18 protein-coding genes are annotated in these 19,418 nt (G+C 54.9%); all 18 read left to right on the forward strand.

Annotated elements, in window-relative coordinates:
* Positions 1-94 precede the first annotated feature (94 nt).
* The 18 genes from DFP98_RS05600 (at position 95) to DFP98_RS05685 (ending at position 19,417) form a co-directional block, all read left to right on the forward strand.
* Complete coding sequence (locus tag DFP98_RS05600; RefSeq protein WP_246016425.1) at positions 95-1,087, forward strand: polysaccharide deacetylase family protein; 993 nt, start codon at positions 95-97, stop codon at positions 1,085-1,087.
* Between the two features lie 65 nt (positions 1,088-1,152).
* Positions 1,153-2,433, forward strand: a complete 1,281-nt coding sequence (locus tag DFP98_RS05605) for a M16 family metallopeptidase (RefSeq protein ID WP_116059568.1) — start codon at positions 1,153-1,155, stop codon at positions 2,431-2,433.
* The gene (gene dut, locus DFP98_RS05610; RefSeq protein ID WP_116059569.1) at positions 2,396-2,839 is read left to right on the forward strand and encodes a dUTP diphosphatase; all 444 of its coding nucleotides are present in this window, start codon (positions 2,396-2,398) and stop codon (positions 2,837-2,839) included. Before DFP98_RS05605 ends, dut begins: the two co-directional genes overlap by 38 nt.
* 384 nt (positions 2,840-3,223) lie before the next feature.
* Positions 3,224-4,123: a dipicolinate synthase subunit DpsA gene (gene dpsA, locus DFP98_RS05615; protein WP_116059722.1), complete on the forward strand. Its 900-nt coding sequence runs from the start codon at positions 3,224-3,226 to the stop codon at positions 4,121-4,123.
* Positions 4,120-4,716 carry a dipicolinate synthase subunit B gene (locus DFP98_RS05620; protein WP_116059570.1) on the forward strand — a complete coding sequence of 199 codons (597 nt, stop codon included), beginning with the start codon at positions 4,120-4,122 and terminating at the stop codon, positions 4,714-4,716. Before dpsA ends, DFP98_RS05620 begins: the two co-directional genes overlap by 4 nt.
* A gap of 40 nt (positions 4,717-4,756) precedes the next feature.
* Entirely contained in the window at positions 4,757-5,989 is a 1,233-nt protein-coding gene (gene dapG, locus DFP98_RS05625) for an aspartate kinase (RefSeq protein WP_116059571.1), read from the forward strand.
* 15 nt (positions 5,990-6,004) lie between these two features.
* Complete coding sequence (dapA, locus tag DFP98_RS05630) at positions 6,005-6,883, forward strand: 4-hydroxy-tetrahydrodipicolinate synthase (RefSeq protein ID WP_116059572.1); 879 nt, start codon at positions 6,005-6,007, stop codon at positions 6,881-6,883.
* Between the two features lie 199 nt (positions 6,884-7,082).
* Complete coding sequence (locus DFP98_RS05635) at positions 7,083-8,762, forward strand: ribonuclease J (protein ID WP_116059573.1); 1,680 nt, start codon at positions 7,083-7,085, stop codon at positions 8,760-8,762.
* A 120-nt stretch (positions 8,763-8,882) separates the two neighbouring features.
* Positions 8,883-9,632: a ClpP family protease gene (locus DFP98_RS05640; RefSeq protein ID WP_116059574.1), complete on the forward strand. Its 750-nt coding sequence runs from the start codon at positions 8,883-8,885 to the stop codon at positions 9,630-9,632.
* Positions 9,629-9,928, forward strand: coding sequence for a YlzJ-like family protein (locus DFP98_RS05645; RefSeq protein WP_116059575.1), 300 nt, complete (start codon positions 9,629-9,631; stop codon positions 9,926-9,928). The genes DFP98_RS05640 and DFP98_RS05645 overlap by 4 nt, the downstream gene beginning before the upstream one ends.
* A gap of 64 nt (positions 9,929-9,992) precedes the next feature.
* The gene (locus tag DFP98_RS05650) at positions 9,993-12,788 is read left to right on the forward strand and encodes an FtsK/SpoIIIE family DNA translocase (protein WP_116059576.1); all 2,796 of its coding nucleotides are present in this window, start codon (positions 9,993-9,995) and stop codon (positions 12,786-12,788) included.
* A 98-nt stretch (positions 12,789-12,886) separates the two neighbouring features.
* Positions 12,887-13,672 carry a spore cortex-lytic enzyme gene (gene sleB, locus DFP98_RS05655; RefSeq protein ID WP_116059577.1) on the forward strand — a complete coding sequence of 262 codons (786 nt, stop codon included), beginning with the start codon at positions 12,887-12,889 and terminating at the stop codon, positions 13,670-13,672.
* Between the two features lie 182 nt (positions 13,673-13,854).
* Positions 13,855-15,138, forward strand: a complete 1,284-nt coding sequence (gene yfmF / locus DFP98_RS05660) for an EF-P 5-aminopentanol modification-associated protein YfmF (RefSeq protein ID WP_116059578.1) — start codon at positions 13,855-13,857, stop codon at positions 15,136-15,138.
* Positions 15,139-15,140: 2 nt separating this feature from the next.
* Positions 15,141-16,421, forward strand: a complete 1,281-nt coding sequence (gene yfmH, locus DFP98_RS05665) for an EF-P 5-aminopentanol modification-associated protein YfmH (RefSeq protein ID WP_116059579.1) — start codon at positions 15,141-15,143, stop codon at positions 16,419-16,421.
* Positions 16,418-17,152 (forward strand): elongation factor P 5-aminopentanone reductase, encoded by a 735-nt coding sequence (ymfI, locus tag DFP98_RS05670; protein WP_116059580.1) that lies wholly within the window; start codon positions 16,418-16,420, stop codon positions 17,150-17,152. Before yfmH ends, ymfI begins: the two co-directional genes overlap by 4 nt.
* Before the next feature lie 119 nt (positions 17,153-17,271).
* Complete coding sequence (locus tag DFP98_RS05675; protein WP_116059581.1) at positions 17,272-17,526, forward strand: DUF3243 domain-containing protein; 255 nt, start codon at positions 17,272-17,274, stop codon at positions 17,524-17,526.
* A gap of 226 nt (positions 17,527-17,752) precedes the next feature.
* A complete protein-coding gene (locus DFP98_RS05680; RefSeq protein WP_116059582.1) occupies positions 17,753-18,523 on the forward strand; it encodes a DUF3388 domain-containing protein in 771 nt (256 codons plus the stop codon).
* Positions 18,524-18,553: 30 nt separating this feature from the next.
* Complete coding sequence (locus DFP98_RS05685) at positions 18,554-19,417, forward strand: RodZ domain-containing protein (protein ID WP_116059583.1); 864 nt, start codon at positions 18,554-18,556, stop codon at positions 19,415-19,417.
* Position 19,418 lies beyond the last annotated feature (1 nt).

The raw sequence follows: 19,418 nt of genomic DNA on the forward strand, positions 1-19,418 counted from the left end.
AAATCATCGCATACTATGGGATGCTCACTCATAAAAGCCGTTTTCCGGGCATAAGATGAAGGCAAGGAATCGGACAAGACGGGGTGAGCGAATCGTGGCGAGAAAAATCCCGGCAGGCCTGCTGGCTGCTATGGCGGTATGTTTGGCTGCGGTGCTGCTGGCCGGAACATACGGGCCGATCGGACCGTTCGTCCATACGGTCAAGCAGGCGGCTGCGATGGAGGCGCTGACGGGCGATAAGCAAGGAGACAAGCTGCTGGAGTGGATCGAAGCCGAGGCGGCCAAACGCAGCCAGCCGCCGATTGACGCAGTCATTGACCGGGTTTGGAAAGCGATCCCGGAATACGAGGGGCGGATCGTCGACATTCGGGCAACCTACTTGAAGGCGAAGCTGATCGGTTCCGCTCCCAATTCAGGAGAAGGATTTCCTTGGGTATATCGGATCGTTCGGCCGAAGGTGTCTCTTAAGGACTTGCCGACCCATCCGATTTACAGGGGCAATGCCGCCAAGCCGGCTGTCGGGCTAATGATCAACGTGGCATGGGGAGAAGAGTATTTGCCGGAAATTCTTCGTATTTTGCAGGAGGAAGGCGTTAAGGCTACCTTTTTCTTCGATGGCACCTGGTTGTCCAAAAACATGGATACGGCCAAAAAGATGATCGCACAGGGGCATGAGGCATCCAACCATGCATATACCCATCCGGATATGAGCAAGCTTGGCGCCGAGCGCCAAAGACAGGAGATCGGCAAGACAGAGCAACTGCTTAAACAGCTTGGCGTGAAGAACGTATGGTTTGCACCTCCTTCCGGGAGCTACAACGACCAGACGGTCCGCGTATCTGCGGAATACGGACTGACAACGGTATTGTGGACGCTAGATACGATCGATTGGCAGAAACCCGCTCCCGAATCCGTCGTGGCCAAAGTGTCGAGAAAGGTCGGGCCGGGCAGTTTGATTTTGATGCATCCGACGTCTACTACAGCAGGAGCGCTGCGGGGCATGATCAAGACGATCAAAGCCAGAGGCTATATTCCCGGGACCGTATCGCAGACGCTTTCGCCCGAACGGCTTGAGGATCGGTTGTGACGATTGTCGGAATTTGTTATAGTGGTATCACTGTTCATTTATCCATATGAAAAGGGGGGAGTCGGATGAACAAATATACGCTGAAGAATGGTCTTCGCGTGATGATCGAATCGATTCCGACGTACCGTTCGGTTTCGTTCGGCATCTGGGTCAAGACCGGTTCCCGGTATGAAAATCTCGAAACTAACGGGACTTCCCATTTTATTGAACATATGCTGTTCAAAGGGACGAGCCGGCACAGCGCCAAGGATATTGCAGATCGCTTTGACGGAATCGGCGGCAATGTGAACGCCTTTACGTCCAAAGAGTATACGTGCTACTATGCCAAAGTGCTCGATCAGCATTTGCCGATTGCGGTTGATATTTTATCGGATATGTTTTTCGAATCGCAGATGGCCGAGGAAGAGCTGGCCAAAGAAAAAAATGTCATCCTAGAAGAGATTTCGATGTATGAGGATACTCCGGACGACACGGTACACGATTTGGCGTCCCGCGCCGCCTATAACGATCATCCGCTTGCCTACTCCATACTTGGCACGGCAGACAGTCTGGAACCGATGGGGCCGGATCATTTGCGGAAGTATATGCGGGAGAGGTATCGGATCGATAATACGGTCATCAGCATTGCCGGCAATGTCGGCGAAGAGGTGCTCGAGCTGTTGGAACAGCATTTCGGGCGGTTCGATATCGTAGGTCAAGACACGGAGCTTGAAGTTCCGGCGTTCCATTCCCGTGCGCTGTTTCATCGCAAGAAAACCGAACAGAACCATCTTTGCTTAACGTTTCCCGGTTTTTCCAGCAAAGCTCCGAATCTGTATGCGATGATTCTGCTCAACAATACGATTGGCGGCGGCATGAGTTCGCGTCTGTTCCAGGAGATTCGCGAGAAGCGCGGGTTGGCCTACTCGGTGTACTCCTACCATACTTCTTATGCGGATAGCGGTTTGTTTACCGTATATGCGGGAACCGCGCCAAAGCAGACGAAGGAAGTATACGATATCACGATGGAATTGCTTGGCGAGCTTGCGGCTCAAGGGCTGAGCGAAGCCGAGCTGCATCGAGGCAAAGAGCAGCTTAAAGGCAATTTGATTTTGAGTCTGGAGAGCACGAGCAGCCGCATGAATCGTTTGGGGAAAAACGAGTTGATGCTCGGACGTCATTATACGCTGGATGAAATGCTGGCGCGTATCGATCAGGTAGAGCTATCCGACCTTCATGAAATTATGGTCTCCATGATGGCGCAACCTTGCGCGGTCGCTTTAGTTGGAGCAGACAATAAAGTGTTGTCCGGAATCGGGAGGGAATTCATTGTATCCAATTCAGTTGAAGAGACTTCCGGGGAATGAGGATATTTCTCTGCCCCGTCAAATGTCAGAATGGGCCGCGGGCTTCGATCTACATGCCGCGGTATCGGAGCCTGTCGTTCTTGCTCCGGGAGAAAGAGCATTAATTCCAAGCGGTTTTGCGATGGCGATGCCTAGAGAGCTCGAGGCGCAAATTCGCCCTCGCAGCGGCCTTGCCTATAAGCACGGAATCACCTGCCTGAACTCGCCGGGCACAATCGACGCCGATTATCGCGGCGAAGTGAAGGTTTTGCTCATTAACCTCGGGCAGGAGGCGTTCACGATCGAGCGCGGAGAGCGTATCGCCCAAATGGTATTCCAGCGCGTTCCTCAGGTGAGTCTTGAGGAAGTGGAGGAGTTGTCCGATACTTCTCGCGGCGAGGGCGGCTTCGGGCACACAGGCAAGTAATAAGGCGCCTTACAGCGCAGCCCTTAGGTGTGGTCGTCCCTTCCTAACGGCCTCTAATAGAGGCCGCTCTGGCGCTTATTGGAACGCTGACGTGGGCTTTGATTTTTATAGAACCAAACCGGTTTTTTCCTTTTTATGGGGGGAGGGGACTTGGTTTGGTTCTTTTTTTGTTCTTCACTGAAAAGTAGGATAGTGCTATGAGAAGGCTCGGGGGAAGTGGAGAGCTGAGTTGTTGGGATAATGGCCATAGGCGGCAAAAAGATGCAGTCACGTCAGGGGCGTTCTGACTAAACGGGATAACTGAAGGAGAATTTGGTCGGCACCCCCGCTTAGGCGGTTGCATACGATGTGCTATGCGAAGTATGCCGAGAGGAGGGGGCTGCGATACTTACGGGAGTTCAAATCGTGCTAGCGGGCGGAGATGCCCGGCAGTTGGAAGTGATCCGTCAGCTAACGGAGAAAGACGCCTCGTTGACGATCGTCGGCTTCGACAGGTTGGACACTTCCTTTAGCGGGGCCGCGAAAGGAGAGTGGCTGCCGGAGCTGCTGATCGAGGCGGATGCTCTCATATTGCCTGCAGTCGGCACAGATGACGAGGGGATAATTCCGGCGTTGTTCACGGATGCGGAGCTTAGGCTGACGGACGCTCACGTGGCTGCGCTGCCGAAGGCAAGCAAGGTGATTTCCGGCATGGCAAAGCCCTATCTCCGCAAGCTGTGCGAGAAGCACAGAATCGAGCTTGTCGAGCTGTTTGAGAGGGACGACGTTGCTATCTACAACTCGATACCGACTGCGGAAGGCGCGTTGATGATGGCTATTCAGAATACGGATATTACGATTCACGGCTCGAATTGTATCGTGCTCGGGCTCGGGAGAACGGGCTTTACAATGGCTCGTACGCTGCAGGCTCTGGGGGCCAAAGTGAAGGTCGGAGTGCGCCGCGACGAGATGTTCGCCCGCGCCTTCGAGATGGGCTTCGAGCCCTTCTACATGTCTGATTTGGCGCGTCAGGCGGGGAATATCGACTTGATTTTTAACACAATTCCGACTATGATAATCACAGCGCAAGTGATCGCACAACTCCCCCAACGCGCATGTATTATCGACCTGGCTTCGAAGCCCGGAGGAACCGATTTTCGCTTCGCGGAGAAGCGTGGAATCAAGGCTCATCTGGCTCCGGGGCTGCCCGGAATTGTGGCGCCGAAGACGGCCGGTCGAATCATCGCGAACAGTCTGACCCAGGTTATTCTGGGAGACAACCGATTACGGGGGAATCAACCATGAACTGGCAAGGAATCACGGTCGGGTATGCGCTGTCCGGTTCTCATTGCACGCTTGAGGAGATTATGCCGCAGATCAAGCGTTTCGTGGATGCGGGCGCCAATGTCGTGCCGATTGTCTCGACGACGATTATGACGACGGATACGAGATTCGGAACTTCGAGCCATTGGCAGCAAACTTTGCGTCAAATTACAGGCAACGAGATCATATCTTCTATAGTAGACGCCGAGCCGTTGGGACCTTCCAAACGACTGGACGTTCTAGCGATTGCCCCCTGTACGGGCAACACGACGAGCAAGCTGGCAAACGCGATGACGGACGGTCCGGTGCTGATGGCCGCGAAGGCGCAGATGCGCAACCAGCGTCCGCTTGTGCTGGCGATTTCGACGAACGACGGTCTCGGTCTTAACGCCGCGAATATCGCCAAGCTGCTCATCATGAAGAATATTTACTTCGTGCCGTTCGGACAGGATAATCCGATCGCCAAGCCGAACTCTCTCGTCGCGAGAATGGATCTCGTGATGGAGACGTGCGAGGCTGCACTGCAAGGCAAGCAATTGCAACCTTTGCTCATAGAGCGTTTTACGCACGTTTGAGATAGAATTACCGCAACGTCTGGTCCACGGAGGAAACAAGATGGAACTGGTCGTGCAGAAATTCGGCGGGACGTCGCTGACCGATGAGCAAAGTCGGAGCCACGTCCTCCGTCATATTATCCGGGAATTTGCGGCGGGCAGCAAAGTTGTCGTGGTCGTGTCGGCTATGGGAAGAAGCGGAGACGCTTACGCGACCGATTCTTTACTAGAGTTGATTCGCCGCAACGGCGATGCGTTGGCTCCGCGGGAGAAGGATCTGCTGCTCTCCTGCGGAGAGTTGATTTCAGCTGCCGTCCTGTGCAGTCTACTGCTGGCCGAGGGGATTCCTTCCGTGGCTTTGACGGGAGGACAGGCCGGAATTGTGACAGATGATCGTTACGGCTCGGCCAGAATTGTCGAGATAGATTGCGCTCGCGTTCATCGGCATTTAACCGCTGGCGAGGTCGTTATTGTTACCGGATTTCAAGGAAGGACGAAGGACGGCGAGATAACGACGCTTGGCCGAGGCGGAAGCGATACGTCGGCGACGGCTTTGGGAGCGGCGCTAAGGGCGGATATTGTCGATATCTATACGGATGTGGACGGGATTCTGACTGCTGATCCCCGATGGGTGACCAACGCGCGTCCGCTCGCGGCAGTAAGCTACGAGGAAATCTGCAACATGGCGCAGAACGGAGCGAAAGTCATTCATCCCCGCGCCGTCGAGCTTGCGATGAAAGCGGGCATTCCCGTGCGCGTCCGCTCGACGTTCTCGGACGGGGAAGGCACGTTGGTCACCCATGCGCAGGCGCTGCGAAGCCAAGGCATTTGGTACGATAAGGCGGTAACCGGTCTGGCACACGTTCGCGACGTTACACAGTTGGCGGTGACCGATCTCGACGGGCCGGCGGATTTGCAGCTGCGCGTTTTTCGCGCAATGGCGTCGCACGGAATCAGCGTAGACTTTATTAACGTAATGCCGACAGGCGTGCATTATACCGTTGCCGAGAACGATGCGCCGCTGGCGGTGGAGCTGCTGCGGGAGCTCGGCTTCGAACCTCGGGTGCGCAGGGAATGCGCCAAAGTGTCCGTTATCGGAGGCGGAATGAACGGCGAACCGGGGGTAATGGCCATTATTGTGGAGGCTTTGACCGGCTCGGGAATTCCGATTCTGCAATCAGCGGATTCCAACACGACAATCTGGGTGCTCATTCCTCAGAAGGATTTGGCGGCTGCGCTTCAGGCTCTGCACACGGCATTCGGGCTTCATCTCTCTCCGGTCGGGGGAAATTAGAGGAGGAAATTGGGAATGAGTTTCGGTCGTTTGATTACTGCAATGGTCACTCCTTTTGACGAAAATTTGAATATCGATTGGGATACGACGGCGAAATTGATCGACTATTTGATTGATGAGCAAAAAACAGACAGCTTGGTCGTCTCCGGAACGACAGGAGAATCTCCGACTCTGACGGATGACGAGAAAGTCGCATTGTTCAGCTTCTCGGTAAAGCACGCAGCAGGGCGCTGCAAAATTATCGCCGGAACGGGCAGCAACGAAACGGCTCACTCTGTCCAACTGACGAAAAAAGCCCAAGAAGTCGGAGTGGACGGCATCCTTCTCGTTGCCCCTTACTATAACAAACCGAGCCAGGAAGGCATCTATCAGCATTTCCGCACAATTGCCGAAGCGACGACGCTGCCGGTTATTTTGTACAACGTGCCTTCCCGCACGGTAGTCAGCGTAACGGCTGAGACGACGCTTCGCCTGGCGCAAATTCCGAACATTGTTGCAACGAAGGAATGCGCTTCACTGGAGCAAATGACCGAGATTGTCGCGAACGCCCCGGAAAACTTCGTGCTGTATAGCGGCGATGACGGGGTAACGCTGCCGACGCTGTCGGTCGGTGGATACGGAATCATCAGCGTGGCCAGTCATATCGTCGGCGCGCAAATGAAAGATTTGATTGCGGCCTATTTGGAAGGCAGAGTGCAGGAGGCGCAAGCTTTGAACGCGAAGTTGTTCCCCGTGTTCAAAGGGTTGTTCAACTGTCCGAATCCGGTGCCTAATCCGGTTGCGGTCAAGTATGCGCTCACGCTGCGCGGGTTGCCGGTAGGCGGCGTTCGTCTGCCTCTCGTACAAGCGACCGAAGCGGAGAAGAAGTTTCTGCAAAACCTGCTGGACGGATAATAACGAGGTTTGTCGGTCGCTTGGATTTGTTAGGGAACCGATGTCCTCCGGACATCGGTTTTCGTGTTACATAACCTTCTTGTTTTTCCTGAATTGCTTCATGTATAATGATTGAGAGTGATTGGGTGCGGCAAATTTTAAAGCAAATTGAAAACTTCATATCGATCGGGTGCGTCGAATGATCTAGGAGGTACTAGTAGTGTCAAAGAAAAACAACCAAGATAAATTACTGATTTTCGCGCTCGGTGGAGTCGGCGAAATCGGCAAAAACATGTACTGTATCCAGTATGGCAGCGACATTATCGTCGTTGATGCCGGATTGAAATTCCCGGAAGAGGAAATGCTGGGCATCGACGTCGTTATCCCTGATATCGGATACTTGCTTGATAATCGCGACAAAGTGCGGGCGATCCTGCTCACGCACGGTCACGAGGATCACATCGGCGGACTGCCTTACGTGCTTAAGCAATTAAACGTGCCGATCTACGGCACGAAGCTGACGCTCGGCTTGGTCGAAAACAAGCTGAAAGAAGCCGGACTGCTCGGAGATACGAAGCGTCACCTGATTAACGAGGAAACGACGCTGACGTTCGGAACGATTAAAGCAAGCTTCTTCCGCACAAACCACAGCATTCCCGATTCGGTCGGGGTATGTCTGGAAACGCCGGAAGGCAACGTTGTCCATACGGGCGACTTCAAATTCGACCACACGCCGGTGAACGACCAATTCGCCGACTTGCAACGAATGGCAGAGATCGGAAGCCGGGGCGTCCTGGCTCTTCTGTCTGATAGCACCAACGCGGAGCGTCCGGGCTTTACGCCGTCCGAGAGCAATATCGGCAAAGAGTTCGAATCGCTGTTCCGCAGCGCGAAGCAGCGCGTGGTCGTTGCGACGTTCGCCTCGAACGTGCATCGGATTCAGCAGGTGATTAACGCTGCGGCGGAGACTCGCCGTAAAATGACGGTTATCGGACGCAGTATGGTGAACGTCGTCGGCATCGCTTCGGAGCTTGGCTACTTAACCATTCCGGAAGGCATGATTATTGAGCCTGAGGAAGTGAACAAGCTGCCGGCTGACCGCGTTGTCATTCTGTCGACGGGAAGCCAAGGCGAACCGATGTCTGCGCTTACGCGTATGGCTCGTTCCACGCATCGCAAGGTCGACATCCTGCCGGGCGATACGGTCATCATCGCAGCAACTCCGATTCCGGGCAACGAGAAGTATGTTGGCAGAACGGTCGACGAACTGATGAGACTCGGAGCTCACGTGATTTACGGTCCGGGTTCCATCTCGGGCGTACACGTCTCGGGTCACGGAAGCCAGGAAGAGCTGAAGTTGATGTTAAACCTGATGAAGCCGGAATACTTCATTCCGATTCACGGCGAATACAGAATGCTTCGCCACCACGGCTTGCTGGGTGAGCAGGTCGGCATTCCGAAAGAAAACATTTTCCTGATCGACAACGGCGATACGGTCGAAATTCAGGGCGGAACGGCGCGCAAAGGCGGCAAAATTCCGGCGGGCAATGTGCTGATCGACGGCCTTGGCGTCGGAGATGTCGGCAACATCGTGCTTCGCGACCGCAAGCTGCTGTCTCAGGACGGTATCCTCGTCGTCGTCGTTACGCTAAGCAAGCAGGACGGCACGATTATGTCCGGCCCGGACATCATTTCGCGCGGCTTTGTCTACGTACGCGAATCGGAAGGGCTTCTGGAAGAAGCGAACCGTATCGTGACAAACACGTTGCATAAGCTGATGAACGACAATGTGAACGAGTGGGCGTCGCTGAAGACAAACGTCAAGGATGCGCTTGGCCGTTTCCTGTACGAGCAAACAAGAAGAAGACCGATGATCCTGCCGATCATCATGGAAGTATAGAAAAACGAACCCACACTCATCGAAAAACCGTTTTCCACCGCTTCGGCGGCCGGGAGACGGTTTTTTTTGTGCGTTAAGCCGATACTAGTCATGCTGTTAAGCTGACAAGGGGCTGATGTGATGAGCGATAAGGAAAAACCGGACCAACCGTCGGAGCAGCCGGGCCCGCCATCTGAGGAAGCGCGCAAGTCATCGACTACGGAGGCGATCGTTCAGCTTGGCCAGACGACCGTTCCTACGGCCGAGAGCAATATTTTCTGCTTAACGATCATCGGACAGATCGAAGGCCATTTGATTTTGCCTCCGCAAAACAAGACGACAAAGTACGAGCATGTCATTCCTCAACTGATCGCGGCCGAGCAAAACGCCAAAATCGAAGGGCTGCTGATCGTGCTGAATACGGTCGGAGGGGATGTAGAGGCGGGGCTGGCGATCGCGGAAATGATTTCGTCGCTAACCAAGCCGACGGTAACGCTTGTTCTTGGAGGAGGTCATTCCATTGGCGTGCCGATTGCGGTGTCGGCCGACGTTTCTTATATTGCGGAGACGGCGACGATGACGATCCATCCGATTCGAATGAACGGTCTCGTTATTGGCGTGCCGCAGACGTTTGATTATTTGGAGAAGATGCAGGAGCGGGTTACGCGTTTCGTCACGGGGCATTCCAAAGTTTCGGAGCAAACGTTTAAAGAGTTGATGTTCAAAACCGGCGAGTTGACGCGCGATATCGGGACAACGGTAATCGGTCAGGATGCGGTGAAGCACGGTCTGATCGATTCGGTAGGGGGTGTCGGCGAAGCGCTGCGCGAGCTGAATCGCCTTATCCGGGATCGCAGGCCTGCAGCAGGGGGAGGAGCGGACGCGAGATGACGATATATACGGCAATGCCGCTGGAGCTGGTGTTCGACGGCTTTCACAACGAGCCCGGTCCTTTTGTGGAAACGACGGTCAAAGGAGCGACGGTTCAACTCGTTCCCGTAGCTCCGGGAATCGGCCGGATCGTCCGTCTGCTGTCCGCTCCGTTGGACTATTATTTAATGCCCGAGTATGCGCCCGGCCAACTGCTCGGTTACGCGCCACACACGCCGCAAACATTCCAAGCGCCTCCAGGCGCGCCTATTCTCCCAGGTTCGAGCCTCTCCGACGCTGCCGACTTAGGCATGTAGGTCGGAGCGTTCATGCCAACCTCCCTTCAACTGTGATATAATGTTGAACCGGGAGGTGGCAAATTTGGCCAAGCGCAAGAAGAAGCGGGCATCGTTCGCGTCAAGCTTGAAATATGAAATATACGGCATCGTTCTGATCACTTTATCTGTTATTGCCATCTCCGGGGAAGCTGCAGTAGGACGCTCGCTATCGAAGCTGTTCGGGTTCCTGCTTGGCAAGCACTACTATTTGCTCGCGTTGGCCGGCATCTGGTTCGGCCTCTATGTCATGGTTAAACGCACATGGCCGCGCGGATGGACGGCGAGACGCTCGGGGTTTGTGCTTGTCTCGCTAATTATGACTTTGTGGAGCGCAATGGCGTCGATCGATAGCAGTCTCGGGGCGCTGGATGCAATTACGCCGTCCGGCATTGTGAGCCAGACGATGAATCAGTTGAAGGAGCTGCTATGGCAAGCGCCTTCACTGGACAATATAAAGGTGTTTAACGCCGATGTCGGCGGAGGAATGGTCGGCGCTATGCAGTATTCGGTGCTTTATTGGCTGTTCGGCTATTATGGCGCCAAATTTGTGCTCATTATCGAGATCGCGATTGCGTTTATGCTTGTAACGAACCGTTCTTATGTGGAGATCGGGCGCTCGGTGCGCTTATTCGTCATGAGGGCGGCCCCGCTGCTGGCTGCTAGACTCTCTTCGGGTCGCAAGCTGTTGTCGATCAAAGCGATTCCGGTTCAAGGAGCCGGGCGAAAAGGAAGAGGAGGCACCGTGGCGGTAGCGGAGCCGGCCGAATACGCTAACGGTTCACGGCCGCAGAAGCCGATTATAGCCGATGAAGGAATGGAGGAACCGGCGCTTATCCCAGTCCCGCAGAAAACGCCGCTGTTTTTCCAACTGTTTCACGGCAAGTCGGAGAAGGAATACGAGCCAACCCAGGAGGACGAGTACTGGGAGGAAGAGGAAGCGCTGCCGTTCTCTGCGAAGGATACGCTGTCGCGCAGAACGTTCAAAGTGCGAACGGGCGTTCATCGCAGAACGAACCTGCCTGTCTCGGAAGAGCCTGTTCTCGTTAATCCTTCTTCTCTAGCGGAGACCGAGGAAATGAACGAGGCAGAAGAGACGGCCGAAGAGGTGAATATGCCGCGCTTTACAGATTTTACGGCGCAGGCATATGTGGATGAGCCCGAATTTACGGAGGGCGAGACAATAGGAGACTACGAAGACGAGGGTGCGCTGGCGATGCCCGGAGTCTACGGGGAAGGCGCGGATGAGATTGATCCCGCTTCCGAGGCTGAGTGGGCGAATGGAGAAGGGGAGGCTTCGGAAACGCTTGACCGCGAAGAAGCTCAGGGCGGCGCGGCTCCGAATCTGCCGGCTGCTGCCGAGAGCGTTGGGTCCGTCGAGGCAGCTCCCAAGCCGGTGAAGAAGGTGCCGAAGCCGTATAAGCTCCCGGCTGTTAATCTGCTAGACAAGCCTAACGGCGGAGGGAAATCCGGCAACCCGAACGATTATATGAATACGGCGCGCAAGCTGGAAGCGACGCTGGAAAGCTTCGGCGTCCGGGCGAAGGTGCTTGATGTGGCCAGAGGCCCGGCCGTAACCCGCTACGAGCTGCAGCCGGATACGGGAGTAAAAGTAAGCCGTATCGTCAGTCTGACGGACGACATTGCATTGGCGCTGGCAGCGAAGGACATTCGCATGGAAGCGCCGATTCCGGGCAAGTCGGCAATCGGCATCGAGGTGCCGAACAACGAGGTCAGCGTCGTGACGCTGCGCGAAGTGCTGGAGACGCAGCCGTTTCAGGAATCGCAGGCGAAGTTGACGATTGCGTTCGGCCGCGATATCTCGGGCCAGCCGATCGTCGGCAATCTGGCTAAGATGCCGCATTTGCTCGTAGCCGGAGCGACGGGATCGGGCAAGTCGGTATGTATTAACGGCATTATAACGAGTTTGTTGTATAAGGCGAAGCCTGAGGAAGTTAAGTTTCTGATGATCGATCCTAAAATGGTCGAACTGAATGTATACAACGGTATTCCGCATCTGCTGGCTCCGGTAGTGACGGACCCGCGCAGAGCTTCGCTCGCGCTGAAGAAAATCGTCGTGGAGATGGAGAAGCGCTACGAGAAATTCTCCAAATCCGGCACGCGCAACATTGAAGGCTACAACTCGCTCATGTTGGGCGGCAACAATCCGGATGCGGTCCTGCCTTATATCGTCGTTATCGTGGACGAGCTCGCCGATCTGATGATGGTGGCGGCCGGGGACGTCGAGGATGCGATATGCCGCTTGGCGCAAATGGCGAGGGCTGCGGGCATACATCTGATTATCGCGACGCAGCGTCCGTCCGTTGACGTCATTACCGGCGTCATCAAGGCGAATATTCCGAGCCGGATCGCGTTCGGTGTATCGTCCCAGGTCGATTCGCGGACGATTCTCGATATGGTCGGGGCGGAGAAGCTGCTCGGTCGCGGGGACATGCTGTTCCTGCCGATGGGCGCGTCCAAGCCTATCCGCGTACAAGGAGCGTTCCTGTCGGACGGCGAGGTCGAATCGGTCGTCGGCTACTGCCGCGGTCAAGCGGAAGCGGAGTATAACGAAGAGCTGGTGCCGGAAATTGACGACAGCGCCTTAGACGCCGCTGACGAAATCATCGACGAATTGTTCGATCAAGCGGTGCAGATCGTGCTGGAAGCAAAGCAGGCTTCCGTATCGCTGCTGCAAAGGCGCATGCGCATCGGCTACACGCGTGCCGCGAGGCTGATCGATACGATGGAGGCCAAAGGCGTCGTCGGCCCTTACGAAGGAAGCAAGCCGCGCGAGGTGCTGATGACGATGGAGCAGTATCAGCAGCGAATTCCGTCCTGATTTTGAAGCGATGCAGCAAAAATGGGTATAAGAGGCTAACGCCTTTCTCATACTAACGGTCGAAGACCTAACATGTATGCAGAAAGGCGTGACCTTAGGTGAGTTATCGTCTCGTGATCGTAACCGTATGCGTCGTATTCGGCTTGCTGGGGTTATATACATTGCAGCAACACACCCAAACGAAAGAAACGTTCAGCAATGCGATTTTGAAGCAAGGCTCCTCTGGCAAGGATATTTACGAGCTGCAGGGGCGATTGAAGGCTCTTGGCTACTATAACGGCAAAGTCGACGGGGATTTCGGACCGAAAACGAAAAATGCGGTTACCTGGTTCCAGTGGAAGTTCGGCATGAAGTCGGATGGAGTTGTCGGAGCGAAAACAAAGCTGAAGCTGTGGCAGGCGACGAAGGATTGGAAGCCGACCGCCGAAGAAGCGCCGCAAGGAGCGACAGGCGGCCAAGGAGGAACCGGCGGCGGAGGAGGCTCCTCGGGGGGCAACAACAACCTTCCCGCTTCGAACAATTTGGGCTTGACCGAGAAGGACATGAAGCTGATGGCCAATGCGGTATACGGAGAAGCGCGCGGCGAGCCCTATGAAGGACAGGTTGCGGTAGCCGCGGTTATTCTGAACCGCGTCAAGTCGTCGGAGTTTCCGAATACGGCCTCCGGCGTTATTTTCCAGCCGGGAGCGTTCACGGCCGTAGCCGACGGACAGATTTATCTGGAACCTAACGAAAAAGCCTTCAAGGCGGTTAAGGACGCGATTAGCGGGTGGGATCCTAGCGACGGCTGCCTGTATTACTTTAATCCCGTAACGGCGACTTCCAAGTGGATCTGGTCGCGTCCGCAATACAAGACGATCGGCAAGCATATTTTCTGCAGATAGCCGCCGTCGTCGCAACGATTTGTTTATGGCAACCAACCGGCGCCCGCAGCGACGCGGTTGGTTGTTGTTTTTTCGGCGGCGCGGAATAGGAATTTGCTTCCTGTTCGTCCAATCAGGTAGAATGGGGCTGGAAAGCTGCGGTTTGCAGCGAGTTGAAATTATGTCGTTTAAAGGAGCATGAGATGATGTCCGAACAGTTCCAAAGAGGCTTGTTGGGGCGACTGCGGCTGCATGTGCTGCCCACGAAACGTTTTAAAACGTTCGCATTGTCGTTGTTCGCGGGCGTTCCCCTGTCGGAAGACCGCGTCACTTCCGTCGCTCTGACTCCTTTCGTGCTTAGACGCGGAACGCGCTCTTATCCGGAGACGATTTCCTTTCGGGAACGGTTGGACGATCTGTACGGGGCCGGTTTCGGCTTCGATCTGTACAAGAGAGGCGACCATCAGATCGTTCAGTTCAGACTGGACATGATCAATGATCGCTTCGTATCGTCTTCCGAGTCGCTGCTCGGGGAGGCAATGGCTTTTCTTGGCGAAGTGTTGACCGCGCCGGCTCAGGAGGAGGGGCACTTCAAAGCGAAGTACGTAGAAGCGGAGAAAACGACGGTCGCCAAACGAATCGACGCGATTATCAACGATAAAATCCGTTACGCGGCAGAACGCTGCGTCGAGGAGATGTGCAAGGACGAACCGTTCCGGTTGCTGGCTTTGGGAAAAAAAGAACAGTTGGCCCATTACGATGCCGCCAAGCTATACGAGGCTTATCAAAGCTGGCTTCAGGAGGCTTCCTTTGATTTGTACGTATCGGGCGATACGACGCTGGAGGAGGTGCAGGCTCTGGCCGAGAAAGCATTCCGGCTTCCGGCGGGAGAGCCTTCGGCTTATGCCAAACCCGAGCTCAGAGAGGCTCGTTCGGATGTACAGACAATCGTCGAGCGGCTGGATGTCGGGCAGGGCAAGCTGAATATGGGGTTGCGCGTCGGGGCGACGTACGGCAGCGATCAGTACGCTTCGCTGCTCGTCTACAACGGGCTGCTGGGCGGATTTCCGCATTCGAAGCTGTTCGTGAACGTGCGGGAGAAAGCAAGTCTCGCTTATTATGCCTCTTCAAGGCTGGACGGCCATAAAGGCATTATGACGCTGCAATCCGGCATCGAAATCGCCAACTATGAGAAAGCGGTGCAGATCATTAAGGAGCAGCTTGAAGCGATGAAAAGAGGCGACTTTGCGGAAGAGGATCTGAAACGGACGCAAGCCATGATCGTAGGTCAACTGCGGGAAATACAGGACTCGGCGTTCGAGAGAATCGCTTTCGATTTCAGCAACGTGATTTCAGGCGCCAATCGTACGGGAGAAAGCTTTATCGCGGAGATTATGGCGGTAACGCCGCAGATGGCGACGGAAGCAGCTCAAGGCGTTGCGCTCGACACGATCTACTTCCTGCGCGACCGGAAGGAGGAGGGGTGAGCATGGCAAAGCAAGCTTATCCGAAGCTGCAGGAGACGCTGTGGCACGAGAAGCTGGATAACGGCTTGGAAGTGTTCGTGCTGCCTAAGCCTGGCTTTACAAAGACGTACGCGATATTTACGACGAAGTACGGCTCGGTAGATAATCATTTTACGCGTCCTGACGGCGAGACGATTAAGGTGCCGGACGGCATAGCGCACTTTCTCGAGCATAAGATGTTCGAAGAGCCTGAGGGAGACATTTTCACCCGATTCGCTTCACAGGGCGCTTCAGCTAACGCGTACACGAGCTTCGACCGGACGGCGTATCTGTTTACGGCGACCGGCGAGGTAGAAGCGAATTTGGACACCTTGCTGCACTTCGTGCAAAATCCTTATTTTACGGACGAGAACGTGGAAAAGGAAAAAGGCATTATCGTGCAGGAGATCGATATGTACAAGGACAATCCGGATTGGCGCGTTTACTTCGGGTTGATCGAGGCGATGTATAATCGTCATCCGGTGCATATCGATATCGCGGGAACGGCCGATTCCGTCCGCTCGATTACGAAGGAAATGCTGTACGATTGCTACAATACGTTTTATCATCCGTCGAACATGACGCTCTTTGTCGTCGGCGGGGTCGATCCGGAAGAGACGCTGGCTCGCGTCAAGAAGGATCAGGCCGGCAAAACGTTCCCTCCCGGCGGGGAGATCAAGCGTCATTTCGAGTCGGAGCCACTGCAGGTGAAGCAGGAACGGAAAGAGCTGCAACTGCCCGTCTCGCTGCCGAAATGCTTATTTGGATTCAAGGATGAGCCTCACGACAGCAACGAGGCGATGCGTCGCGAGCTTGCCACCAAGCTGATGCTGGAGGCGGTGCTCGGCTCGAGTACGGCGCTGTACCAGCAGCTGTATGACGAAAATCTAATTTCCGACGGGTTCGGTCACGAGTACAATACGGGACCGGGCTATGCGTTTTCGATGATCGGAGGCGAGACGCGCGATCCCGACGAAATGGTGAAGCGCGTCAGCGATGCGTTGTATGCGGCAGCTAACGAGGGAATCGCTGAGGAAATTTTCGAGCGTGCGCGCCGCAAGAAGATCGGGGCGTTCCTGAGGATGATGAACAGCCCGGAAGCGATCGCCGGTGAATTTACCCGATACCGCCATCGGGGCGGTGATCTGTTTACGGTCGTCGAGACGTACGAGAGCCTGACGTTGGACGAAATTAACGAACGCGCCAAGGAGCACGCCCGTTCCGAACGGCGCGCCGTCTCCGTCGTACAAAGCGGTACGACTTGAAGCGTATTGCCCTTGTGACGGGCGCCTCTCGCGGCATTGGCGCCGCGATTGTCCGGCAATTGGCGGCGGAGGGCGCAGACGTCGCTCTGCAGTACCACGCGGCTGCGGGCGCTGCGGAAGAGGTGGCTGCGCAGTGCCGCAGCTTCGGCGTCCAAGCTGCGGTTCTGCAAGCAGACTTGCGTTCAAGCGCGGCGGTCGCAGAGCTAAAGGAGCGACTGGACGGTCTGGGCTGGAAGCCGAATGTCGTTGTACACTGCGCTGGCCTGGCTCATTACGGGTTGCTTGACGATACGGAGCAGCAGGTCTGGGACGATCTAATGAGCGTGAATTTAAGAAGCGCATACGACCTTGCCCGTCATTTCGGACCATCGATGAGATGGGCCAGATGGGGAAGACTCGTGCTGCTCTCGAGCATCTGGGGCGAGAGCGGCGCTGCCGGCGAGGCGGTGTACGCTGCAACCAAAGGCGGGCTAAACGCGCTGGCAAAATCGCTGGCCCGGGAGTGGGCTTCGGCCGGGGTGACGGTTAATGCCGTCAGCCCGGGCGCGATCGAGACGGATATGCTGGCTGCGCTCGATCCCGAGGACAAGCGGGCGCTGTGCGAGGAAATCCCGGCAGGCAGATTAGGTGCTCCGGAAGAAGTGGCGCAGCTGGTACGTTATCTCGTATCGGAGGAAGCCGGATACGTCACTGGACAGACGTTAGGACTGAACGGCGGCTGGCGTATGTAAGCGTCTGTCGGAACGGTTTGCCGAAATGGTGAACGGGACAGCAGAACGCATGAAACCCCCGAATTGCGGGTACATTACCATTGGGCGATTTTATTCCAACCCCGCAAGGAGGCTGCTCAATGTCAACCGTACTCAGTAATTTCGATGCATGGAAGAAGTTTTTGGGCGATCGCGTGGAGGCGGCCAAGAAGCTTGGAATCAGCGAGGATGCCATCTCCAAGCTGGCATATGAAATCGGCGAGTTTTTGGATCAGAAGGTCGATCCGAAAAACGACGAGCAGCGGATTCTGAAGGAGCTTTGGGATGTAGGCGACGAAACCGAGCGCAAGACGATGGCCCGGATGATGGTGAAACTCGCCGACAGCAGCACTTAAGCCGAGCCATAGCTCGGGAAAGCCTCCGTGTGGAGGCTTTTCTGTCCATACGGGCTTTTATCGTTTTTTCGAATTTTATAGGACTTTTGGATTAATAATCGGTTTTATTTTGCAGGATATTGAGGAGCGTTGTAGAATAAGGGAGAAGGGCGGACGAACAGGAACATCCGTCGCCGAAGATTGCTATATTCAGCATTATTTTCCGTAATTTATAATGAGGTGTAAGATGGAACCCAAACAATGGTACATGGAATACAAAATTCATAAAAATCGCCCGGGGTTGCTAGGCGATATCGCTTCATTGCTTGGGATGCTGGAAGTCAACATCATAACGATTAACGGCGTAGAGGATCGGACGCGAGGGATGCTTCTGCAAACCGATGACGATGAGAAGATCGAGTTGCTGGGCAAGATGCTTCGCAAGGTCGATAACATTACCGTCAACAAGCTTCGCGAGCCCAAGCTGACCGACATATTGGCGGTGCGTCACGGCCGTTATATCGAGCGCGATTCGGACGATAAGAAGACGTTTCGTTTCACCAGAGACGAGCTGGGACTTTTGGTCGATTTTCTCGGAGAGATTTTCAAAAAAGACGGCAATCAGACAATCGGGCTCAGGGGCATGCCGCGGGTCGGCAAGACGGAATCGATCATCGCGGGCAGCGTGTGCGCGAACAAACGCTGGGCATTTGTTTCATCGACGTTGCTCAGACAGACGGTTAGAAGCCAACTGTCCGAAGATGAGATGAACCCGAACAACGTCTTTATTATTGATGGAATCGTGAGCACGATCCGTTCGAACGAGAAGCATTATACGCTGCTGCAGGAGATTATGGCGATGCCGTCGACGAAGGTCATCGAGCACCCGGACATTTTTGTTAGGGAGTCCCAATTCGATTACGACGTGTTCGACTGTATCGTGGAGCTGCGCAATACGCCGGACGAAGAGATTACATACGAGAAGTTTACAACCGCCGGGTTAGGCGACGATTTCTAGAGTATATGATGATGCCGGGAGGTGAGACGCATGTCCGATTTGGGCGCTTTGCTGCGCAAAGCGCGAGAGCAGCGCGGATACTCGCTGGACGATATTCAGGAGTACACGAAAATCCGCAAAAGATATTTGGAAGCGATTGAAACGGGCGAATACAAAGTGCTCCCGGGTTCTTTTTACGTCCGTGCATTCGTGAAAACGTACGCTGAGACGGTGGGGCTGGATGCCGAAGAGGTGCTTCGCCTTTATCAAAAGGAGCTGCCGCAGCCGCCATCGTCGGAGACGGTGATTCCCGAGCCGATGATCAAGCCGAGACGCCGAAGCGTGCAGCATAACGATCGATGGGGCAAAGTCGCGGTCTCGATCTTGATGTGGGCTTTTCCAATCTTGATCGCCGCCGTTATTTATGTGTATTGGACCAACAATAAAGAGCCGGATACGCCGGAACTCAACTCCAATCCTCCGATTTCGACGGAAACGACCACTCCAAGCTTGCCTTCCGAGACGACGAGCGTTACGCCTTCTTCAACTCCGTCTTTGACGCCTTCGGCCGATCCGGTCGCACTGACTTTTGTGAAGAAGGTCGGAAGCATCAATTATTATGACGTTACATCGGGAGCGGGACGGCAGCTTAGACTGGAGGTTACCGGACGGGCATGGATTGAAGTGCGGGAGAACGATCGAAACGGGAAAAAGCTGTTTTCCGAAAACGTAACCGGGACGGAACCGCTGAATTTCGACTTGACGACGCCGCTCTACGTCAACGTAGGACGGACGGATTTGGTGACGTTCTATGTGGACGATGCAACGTTCGACGACGGTAATGCCGCAGGCTCGACGAAGTATATTTTTACGCCTGTCGAGGGCTCGACGGCCGGAACGCAAGGAAACGATTAGA

Source organism: Cohnella phaseoli, assembly GCF_003386235.1.
GTDB lineage: Bacteria > Bacillota > Bacilli > Paenibacillales > Paenibacillaceae > Cohnella > Cohnella phaseoli.

What these genes read in the sequence shown, in the direction of transcription:
- dapG (WP_116059571.1), top strand. Translation starts at nt 4,757, where the DNA reads ATGGAACTGGTCGTGCAGAAATTCGGCGGGACGTCGCTGACCGATGAG.
- DFP98_RS05640 (WP_116059574.1), top strand. Translation starts at nt 8,883, where the DNA reads ATGAGCGATAAGGAAAAACCGGACCAACCGTCGGAGCAGCCGGGCCCG.
- DFP98_RS05605 (WP_116059568.1), top strand. Translation starts at nt 1,153, where the DNA reads ATGAACAAATATACGCTGAAGAATGGTCTTCGCGTGATGATCGAATCG.
- dapA (WP_116059572.1), top strand. Translation starts at nt 6,005, where the DNA reads ATGAGTTTCGGTCGTTTGATTACTGCAATGGTCACTCCTTTTGACGAA.
- DFP98_RS05620 (WP_116059570.1), top strand. Translation starts at nt 4,120, where the DNA reads ATGAACTGGCAAGGAATCACGGTCGGGTATGCGCTGTCCGGTTCTCAT.
- DFP98_RS05685 (WP_116059583.1), top strand. Translation starts at nt 18,554, where the DNA reads ATGTCCGATTTGGGCGCTTTGCTGCGCAAAGCGCGAGAGCAGCGCGGA.
- DFP98_RS05675 (WP_116059581.1), top strand. Translation starts at nt 17,272, where the DNA reads ATGTCAACCGTACTCAGTAATTTCGATGCATGGAAGAAGTTTTTGGGC.
- yfmF (WP_116059578.1), top strand. Translation starts at nt 13,855, where the DNA reads ATGATGTCCGAACAGTTCCAAAGAGGCTTGTTGGGGCGACTGCGGCTG.
- DFP98_RS05680 (WP_116059582.1), top strand. Translation starts at nt 17,753, where the DNA reads ATGGAACCCAAACAATGGTACATGGAATACAAAATTCATAAAAATCGC.
- yfmH (WP_116059579.1), top strand. Translation starts at nt 15,141, where the DNA reads ATGGCAAAGCAAGCTTATCCGAAGCTGCAGGAGACGCTGTGGCACGAG.
- DFP98_RS05645 (WP_116059575.1), top strand. Translation starts at nt 9,629, where the DNA reads ATGACGATATATACGGCAATGCCGCTGGAGCTGGTGTTCGACGGCTTT.